The sequence below is a fragment of the Halomonas sp. KAO genome (genome assembly GCF_015595025.1).
Lineage (GTDB): Bacteria > Pseudomonadota > Gammaproteobacteria > Pseudomonadales > Halomonadaceae > Halomonas.
Window position 1 is genome coordinate 453,001 of sequence record NZ_JADNRL010000026.1, and the last position, 514, is coordinate 453,514.

Annotated in this window: 1 protein-coding gene and 1 pseudogene; both read right to left on the reverse strand. The window is 61.3% G+C overall.

Annotation, left to right across the window (positions count from 1 at the left end; translation table 11 throughout):
• A partial coding sequence (locus tag IOC61_RS15865) for a TRAP transporter large permease subunit (protein ID WP_195689693.1) occupies positions 1-253 on the reverse strand: 253 nt, incomplete at its 3' end.
• Positions 246-514: pseudogene (locus IOC61_RS15870) on the reverse strand (TRAP transporter small permease); the annotation flags it as partial. The gene IOC61_RS15865 and the pseudogene IOC61_RS15870, both read right to left, overlap by 8 nt.

Here is a 514-nt window from a genome sequence, read left to right on the forward strand (position 1 = left end):
CCCGAAACAGGGCGTCAGATAGCCCGGCATGGGAAACGAAGTTGCCCATCAGGATAAACAGCGGGATCACCGACAGCCCGTAATCCATGGCGGTATCCACCACTCGCCGGGCCGCCATCGCCTCGGCGGCATTCACGTTGCCGGTCAGGTAGTAGAAGCCGGCAAAGCCCACGATGCCCATCGCGAAGGCCAGCGGCACCCGCAGGAACACCAGTACCAGCAGGGCAGCAAATCCATAGAGCGCTTCAGTCATGGTTCCCTCCAGGGCTCAACGGGCCGCCTCGCTTGATCACCTTGAAACCTTCCAGTAGATAGAGGATCGCCCGTGCCAGGGTCAGCAGGGCCGAGAGTGCCAACATGATCGAGATCAACCCGATCAGATAACCATAGGGAATGCGCAGAAACTCGGTCACGTCCCCCCAGGAGAAGGCGCGCTCGGCCAGAGCCCAGACTCGCAGGGCCATCACCCACAGCGCCACGGTGACCAACAGATTGACGAGCACTTCGCGTATCC